This window comes from Variovorax sp. AC103 (assembly GCF_979254005.1).
The window spans coordinates 131,226-138,620 of sequence record NZ_CEEDFC010000023.1 but is presented as its reverse complement, the minus strand read 5'-3'; the positions used below and the strand labels follow the sequence as shown (position 1 = coordinate 138,620).

6 protein-coding genes and 1 pseudogene are annotated in these 7,395 nt (G+C 66.8%); 1 reads left to right on the top strand and 6 read right to left on the bottom strand.

Annotation, left to right across the window (positions count from 1 at the left end):
- Positions 1-708, bottom strand: a pseudogene (locus AC0IYU_RS27750) (hypothetical protein); the annotation flags it as partial.
- A gap of 517 nt (positions 709-1,225) precedes the next feature.
- Between AC0IYU_RS27750 and pdxR the strand changes: the two are divergent.
- Positions 1,226-2,674: a MocR-like pyridoxine biosynthesis transcription factor PdxR gene (gene pdxR / locus AC0IYU_RS27745; protein WP_472123731.1), complete on the top strand. Its 1,449-nt coding sequence runs from the start codon at positions 1,226-1,228 to the stop codon at positions 2,672-2,674.
- A 3-nt stretch (positions 2,675-2,677) separates the two neighbouring features.
- Here pdxR and AC0IYU_RS27740 read toward each other — a convergent pair whose 3' ends face one another.
- From AC0IYU_RS27740 to AC0IYU_RS27720, 5 genes are all read right to left on the bottom strand, one after another.
- Positions 2,678-3,595: a helix-turn-helix transcriptional regulator gene (locus AC0IYU_RS27740; protein WP_472123729.1), complete on the bottom strand. Its 918-nt coding sequence runs from the start codon at positions 3,593-3,595 to the stop codon at positions 2,678-2,680.
- Positions 3,596-3,700: 105 nt separating this feature from the next.
- A complete protein-coding gene (locus tag AC0IYU_RS27735; RefSeq protein WP_472123725.1) occupies positions 3,701-4,405 on the bottom strand; it encodes a fumarylacetoacetate hydrolase family protein in 705 nt (234 codons plus the stop codon).
- Between the two features lie 85 nt (positions 4,406-4,490).
- Positions 4,491-5,444, bottom strand: a complete 954-nt coding sequence (locus AC0IYU_RS27730; protein WP_472123722.1) for an ABC transporter substrate-binding protein — start codon at positions 5,442-5,444, stop codon at positions 4,491-4,493.
- Positions 5,445-5,458: 14 nt separating this feature from the next.
- Positions 5,459-6,460: an ABC transporter substrate-binding protein gene (locus AC0IYU_RS27725; protein ID WP_472123718.1), complete on the bottom strand. Its 1,002-nt coding sequence runs from the start codon at positions 6,458-6,460 to the stop codon at positions 5,459-5,461.
- On the bottom strand, positions 6,457-7,275 hold the full coding sequence (locus tag AC0IYU_RS27720; RefSeq protein WP_472123715.1) for a class II aldolase/adducin family protein: 819 nt from the start codon (positions 7,273-7,275) through the stop codon (positions 6,457-6,459). The genes AC0IYU_RS27725 and AC0IYU_RS27720 overlap by 4 nt, the downstream gene beginning before the upstream one ends.
- Between the last annotated feature and the right edge of the window lie 120 nt (positions 7,276-7,395).

Sequence of the window (7,395 nt, the reverse complement as noted above, 5' to 3'; positions counted from 1 at the left end):
TGAGCCGGCCGGCTCGCAAAGAGGGTGGGTCAATATTCGATGGAAATCGCGGGTCAGGATTCCATGGAACTCAACACTGTGGGCGAGTTGTCGCATTGACGGGAACAGCCCACTTTCAAGAGCTCGTGAAAACATCATCCCCTCCTCCCAAGGCGACAAGTCATGTCGTTGACGGTTCTCGCGGTTCATCTGTGCGAAGAGGTGCGCGTCGGACAGGTCTTCGATCAGCGCAAGCACGGGAAGTCCCAACTCCACGCATGCCCGATGCCGGCGATAGCCATAGACAATTTCGTACTGCTGCGCGTGCGCGTCGACAGGCGTTGTCCCGTTCAACACCCCACTCAACGAATGGCCCAGCGCTGTCGAGCGCATCGGACGCACCTTGATCGGATGGACGTTGCCTTCGCAGGAACTGATCTCTGCTTTGAGCGCAAGATACGCGGGCGAGGCGAACGATCCTTCATGACGGCTTGCCCAGTTCGATGGGTGCACGCACGCAACGTCCAATTTGCGAACAGGCAAGGCGCCATCGAACCTCCTGGATTTTTCTACAAGCGACTCACGCTCTCGCCGAGCTCTCTCGGGCAAGTCGATCATGTATCTGGCAGTCGCGCCATAACCTTGCGGAACAGGCATCCCCTGCTCGTTCTCGATGCTTGCAAGCTCAGCGAGTGCCGCCTGCGTTCTCTCTCGAGTCATTTTGCGCATCTAGGTCCTTGCTTTGATGACGACAAGCGTCGGCTTCTGGCTGTGCAGATATGCGTATCGCTCACAAAAAATGCTAGCAAACAAGGGACTTCGTTGGGCGTGAATTTCACAATGAGGAAGTTCGCTCGAACGGAAACGAGCTCGCCTGCGTGCTTCGTTTGAAATGGCTTCGCTCTGCCTCCAGCCGGATCTAAGCCGGTTCCGAACTGGTCAGCAAAACCTTCGGAGCGCGCAGGATCGACTATTTGCGAGGAACGTCATGCGTTTCAGCGGTTCCCCTAAGCAACGCGAAATCCTGTTTCGATCTTGTGATCCATCGCGACGGATGACTGGATTCACGACGCACCACCACCCCGGATGGGGCTGTCATCAACTTTTTGTACCAAACCCGCAGTTGTCAACAACATAAGGTCAGCTTTCGGGGCTGACAGGAACTTTTTGTTAAGCATTTGCTGATACAAAAGATTAGTGACAGAACGACAAGACCTAATTAAATCAATGACTTAGCGCTGATTTAGTGTCGGCAAGTTTTTGTCACCACGGGCTGAAAGACCGCGACGCCGGCTCGATGCAGCGCCAGTTGCACGAGCGCCTCAAGCGCGCCATCCTCGACGGCAGCCTGGCCCCCGGCAGCCGCCTGCCCGGCTCGCGCGCGCTGGCCGAAGCGCTCGCCATCTCGCGCAACACCGTCACCGCGACCTACGAGCACCTGGCCGCCGAAGGCTATGTGCAACCCGACCGCCAGGGCACGCGGGTGACCGAGTTCTCCTCGCCGGTCCCCAGGCGCGCGGACATGCCGGCCGGTGTGCCCGCCACGGCGCTGCGCCTCGCAAAGCTCCAGCCGAGCGCATCGCGTGCCGACATGGAGGCGGCGCTGCGCCCCGGCGTTCCCGCGCTGTCGCACTTTCCCCTGGCCGCCTGGCGCCGCGCGCTCGACCGTGCCGTGCGCAACGCCGGCACGGCCGCGCTGGGCTACGGCGATCCGCTGGGCGAGCCGGCGCTGCGCGCGGCCATCGCGCGGCACCTGTCGGTGGCACGCGGCGTGCGCTGCGAGCCGCACCAGGTCGTCATTGCCGAAGGCGCGCAGGAGGCCATCACGCTGTGCGTGCGGCTGCTGTCGAACCCCGGCGACACCGGCTGGGTCGAAGACCCGGGCTACCGCGGCGTGAAGGCCGCCATGCATGCGGGCGACATGCGCGTGGTGCCGGTGCGGGTCGACGCCGAAGGCCTGTGCGCGAGTGCGCAAGACTGGCGCAGGCACCCGCCCCGGCTCGTGTACACCACGCCTTCGCACCAGTACCCGGCCGGTTCGGTGCTGAGCATCGCGCGGCGGCTCGACCTGATCGCGCAGGCACGCGCGCACGGCGCGTGGATCATCGAGGACGACTACGACAGCGAGTTCCGCCACACGGGCGAGCCCATCGGCGCGATGCAGGGGCTGGTGGCGGATGCGCCCGTGCTCTACGTGGGCACCTTCAGCAAGACGATGTTCCCGTCGCTGCGGCTGGGCTTCCTGGTGCTGCCCGAACGGTTGGTGACCAGCGTGCGCGCGCCGCTCGAAGAGATGCTGCGCGGCGGCCACCGCCACGAGCAGCTGGCCATGTCCGAGTTCATCGAGAGCGGGCAGTTCAGCCGGCACCTGGGCCGCATGCGCCGCCTGTACCGCGACCGGCATCAGGCGCTGCGGCTCGCGCTGCAAAAGCACCTGAAGGTGCCGCACCAGATCGAAGGCGGCTACTGCGGGCTGCACCTGACCGTGCGGCTGCCCGCGCAGTTCGACGACCGAAAGATCGCCGCCGAGGCGCTGCGCCATCGCATCGCGCCCTCTGCGCTGTCGGGGTTCGCGATGCAGCCGCTGGCCACCGACAACGGGCTGGTGCTGGGCTATGGCAACACGTCGGCGGAGCTGTTCGAGCCGCTGGTGAAGCGCCTGTCGCAGCTGGCGCGTGCGTCCGGGCGAAGCTGATCGCTAACCGCGCGAGCTCGCCACATGGTCGCGCCGGAAGTTGCGCGGCGTGGTTCCCACCCATTGCCGGAAGCGCCGGTTGAAGTAGGCCTCGTCCGTGAAGCCGCACTGGTGCGCGATCTCGCGCACCAGCAGCGAGGTCGACGACAGCAGCTCCTTCGCCCGTTCGATGCGCCGCTCCGTCACCAAGTCGGTGAAGGTGCGGTCGGTTTCCTTGCGCAGCAGGTTGGCCAGGTAGTTCGGCGAGAGGAAAGCGGCGGCGGCCGCATCGGTCAGCGACAACGGCCTGTCGAGGTTGTCGCGCACATAGCGCACCACGCGCTGCAACGCGTCGCGCTGCGAGGTCTTGCCGTTGTGCTGCAGCGAAAGCCGCATCAGCGCCTGCTCCTGGCGCATGCAGGCCAGGCCGATGATCTGCTGCACGATGCCGCGCATCGCGATCTTGGCGCCGAAATTGCGGCCGGTGTTCAGCGCATGCAGCTCGTCGAGCCAGCCGCGGATGCGCGCGAAGTCGGCCTCGTCGAAGGCGAAGTCGACGTACTCCTGGAACAGGAAGGGTGCGAGGTCGGGATGCCGCGCGAGCGACACGTCGTCGAGGTCGAGCGCATCGACCTCGAGCTCGGGCCAGAGAAAGCGCTGGTCGAAGTTGACGATGCAGTACAGCGCCTCGGGCGGGTGCGGGATCACATGCACCCGGTACGGCAGCACAAAGCTCAGGTGGCGCGGCCCGAAGGGGCGCACCTCGCCGCCGATGGCCTGCTGCGAGCTGCCCTCGATGCCGACCTGGATCTGGAAGTACGCATGCCGGTGCGGCAGCGTGAGTTCGTTGCGCGCACCCTGGAAGCGGATGTCGAAGTCGAGGTGGTCGGCACGCTCGTGCATGCCGTAGGTGCGAACGGACGAGGAGGGAGAGGGGCGCATCGGGGCTGGCGTGTCACGGGATCCGGCAGGCTGCAGCCCGCGAGGGTACGCCAACTTGCGGTCCGACAGCCCCAGCAGGGCCGATGCCGGGACCCTCATGGGGGGTCAGACGACCACGACCTCCAGCGCGCCGACGCCCGCCACCGTGCCGCGCATGCGGTCGCCGCGCTGCACGGCCGCCACGCCTGCAGGCGTGCCCGTGAAGATCAGGTCGCCGGGCTGCAGCGTGAACAGGGTCGACAGGTAGGCGATGGTGTCGGGCACGTTCCAGATCATGTCGCCCAGGTCGCCGACCTGGCGCTGGGCGCCGTTCACTTCGAGGCGGATCTCTCCGGCCGCCGGGTGGCCGGCCTTGGCCACGGGCACCAGTTCGCCGCAGGGCGCGGAGCCGTCGAAGGCCTTGCCGGTGTCCCAGGGGCGGCCCATCTTCTTGGCCTCGCCCTGCAGGTCGCGGCGCGTCATGTCCAGGCCCACGGCGTAGCCGTACACGTGTTCGAGCGCGGCCGACGCGGCAATGTTCGAGCCGCCGGTCTTCAGCGCCACCACGAGTTCGATTTCATGGTGCACGTCGTTCGACAGCGCGGGGTAGGCGAACTCGCCGCCGTCGGCCACGATGGCGCTGGCCGGCTTCATGAAGAAGAACGGCGGCTCGCGGTCGGGGTTGTGGCCCATCTCGCGGGCGTGCTCGGAGTAGTTGCGGCCCACGCAGAAGATGCGGTTGACCGGGAAGCGCGCGCGTTCGCCCTGGATGGGCAGCGAATGGACGGGCGCGGGGGAAATGGCGTAGAGGGTGTCGGTTGCAGAGGTCATGCAAGGACTCTAGCCACCGCCAACCCGCGCCCGGCGGACGCATCTACGCGAGTCTTGGACTCAGCTACGTTCTGGCGTCCAGGCCTCAACCGGCCACGCCGAAACCGGTGTCGAAGGTGCCCTTCACGTCCAACGGCTGCTTGATGAGCCCCACCTGCTTATAGAAGTCTGCCGTCCCTTGCTGGTCGGCAATGACCTGCGCGTCGATGGCCACCCACTTCTGCTGCCGGCGCTCGAACTGCAGCTTCGCCGCCTCGGGCGGAATGCCGATGATGCGGGCCAGCGCGGCCGAGTAGGCATCGACGTTGCGGTACGACCAGATCTGCGCCTTCACCACGCGCTGCAGAAAGTCTTGCAGCACCGGCCGCTTGGCCGCGATGGCGCTGTCGGTCGCCGCAAGGTAGCTCAGCCCCGGCAGCAGCCCGCGCCCGCTGACCAGCACGCGCGCATGGTGGCTGACCTCGGCCAGCGCGGTGTAGGGCTCCCAAGTGGCCCAGGCATCGACCGAGCCCTGCGTGAGCGCGAGCTTGGCGTCGGCCGGTGCCAGGAAGCGGATGTTGACGTCCTCGGGCTTGAGGCCGGCAGAGGTGATGGCCTTGAGCGTGACGTAGTGGCCGATGGAGCCGCGGTTGGTTGCGATGCTCTTTCCACGCAGGTCGGCGGCGGTCTTCAGTGTGGAGTCGGGCCGCACGAGCACCGCGGTGCCGTACGAGTCGGAGCGGTTCGCACCGATGGCCTTCACGCGCGTGCCGGCGGCCAGCGCGAAGATCAGCGGGGCGTCGCCGATGGGGCCCGAATCGACCGCGGCGGCGTTCAGTGCCTCGGCCAGCGGCGCGGCGGCCGGAAATTCGGACCACTGGATGTCGTAGCCCAGGCCTTCGAGGCCGCCTGCCGCTTCGAGCAGCGCCCGCAACCCGCCCTTCTGGTCGCCGGCCTTGAGCACCGGTCGGCCCTGCGCGAAAACAGCGCCGGGCAAAGACACGGCGGCAGCGGCCGAGGCGCCCTGAACGAGAAACCGGCGGCGTGAACTGTGGGTCATGGAATTGCTGTGCTTCATGCCAGGGGATCGAAAGACACGTGCTCCGCAAAGCGCGCCGGGTCCGTGCTCTTCTTGAGCACGCCCACGCCGCGGAAGTCGCGTGCGTAGAACTCCACCTCGTCGCGCAGCTTGCGGCCCAGCGGGTGGTGGTTGTGCGTGAGCGTGCCAAGCAAGGCGCGCAGGTCTTCCACCGGCACGTTCGGCGAGTACTTGGCGAAGAGCCTGGCCGACTCGTTCGGGTTCTCGGCCACGTAGTCGGAGGCCTGCGCAATGGCGCGCACCAGCGAGGCGACGGTTGCCTTGTCCTTGCGCACCAGCTCGCCGCGCGCACCGACGATGCAGCAGACCTTGTCCTTGTATTCGCCCGTGAGGTTGCTCGCCACCTCGACGTAGGCGCCCTTGTTGCGCTTCTCGATCAGGTAGATGTTGGGGTCGCCGTCGGCAATGGCCTGGATCTCGCCCTTCTTCACCGCAATGTCGAGCAGGTCGGCCGGGTACTGGCGCCAGGTGACATCCTTGTCCGCATCGATGCCGTTCTTGGTCAGCAGAATGGAAAAGAAATTCTTGCCCGGGCTGGTGATGTCCGACACGCCGATGGACTTGCCCTTCAGGCTGGCGATGTCGGTCACGCCCGCGCTCTTCGCGCCCACCAGCCGCACACAGCCGCCGTGCGAGCTGCCGACGATCTTCACGTCGAAGCCCGACTCCAGCGGCTTGAGCCAGCGGTGGATCATGCCCACGGCCGCGTCGGCCTTGGCGGTGGCCAGCGACTCCAGCAACTGGTCGGTGGAGCCGGTGTAGTTGATGAGGTCGACCTGTAGCCCGTTGCGCTCGAAGTAGCCGCGCTCCTGCGCCACCACCACGGGCGACAGGCAGAAGGCGGCGGCGTTCCAGGCGAAGGTGAGCTTGCGCGCCTGCTGCGAGAAGGCCTGCGAGGCGATCAGCCCGCCCGAGGCGACCACGGCGGCGGCACCGCCGGCGCGCAGCACGCCGCGCCGTGAGAGGCGCGCGTTCACGACAGCAGCTCGGGTTCGGCTTCGACCAGGCCTTCGTACAGGCTGTCGAAGGAATGGATGGCGCCTTCAGGCCCGCCGATCTGCGCGTGCGTGTGGCGCGCGGTGTCCTCGTCGATGGGCTGCGGCTTCCCGGCGGCTTCGGCCAGCAGCTGCGTGTGGCAGGCGTTGTCCAGCGCGATGTACCACCAGGCGGCGGCCTCCACCGTGGGGCCGGCCGTCAGGATGCCGTGGTTCTTGAGGATGGCGCCCTTCCTGTCGCCCAGCGCCTGCGCGATGCGGTCGCCCTCGCTGGTGTCGACCACCATGCCGGTGAAGTCGTCGAACAGCGCCACGTCGTCGTGGAACACGCAGCTGTCCTGCGTGAGGGTGTCGAGCTTGCGGCCCAGCGTGGACCAGGCCTTGCCGTAGGTCGAGTGCGTGTGGGCGGCGGCAATGATCTTCGGGTTGTGCTCGTGGATGGCCGCGTGGATGGCGAAGGCCGCCTTGTTGAGCGGGCGCTCGCCGATGACGGTCTCGCCCTTCGAGTTGACGAGCAGCAGGTCGGAGACCTTGATGCGCGAGAAGTGGATGCCCAGCGGGTTGACCCAGAAGTGGTCTGTCAGCTCGGGATCGCGCGCGGTGATGTGGCCGGCCAGGCCCTGGGCGAAACCGAAGCGCGCGAACAGGCGAAAGGCACCCGCCAGGCGCTCCTGCCGGTGGCGGCGCTCGGCCTGCACGGTGGGGCGCGGGGGGACGGGGTCGAACCAGTACTTCTGCTGCGGGTTCGGGTTGAGTTTCAGCGACGCGTGGCGGTCGATGGAAAGAACGGCACTCATGGAGACTCCTCGTGTTCGGTATTCGATCTTGCTCCTTCCCCTTCCGGGGGAAGGTTGGGATGGGGGCACGGCGGCTTCAAAGCCATGACAGTGTTCGACGCCGCTTGCCCCCACCCCTGC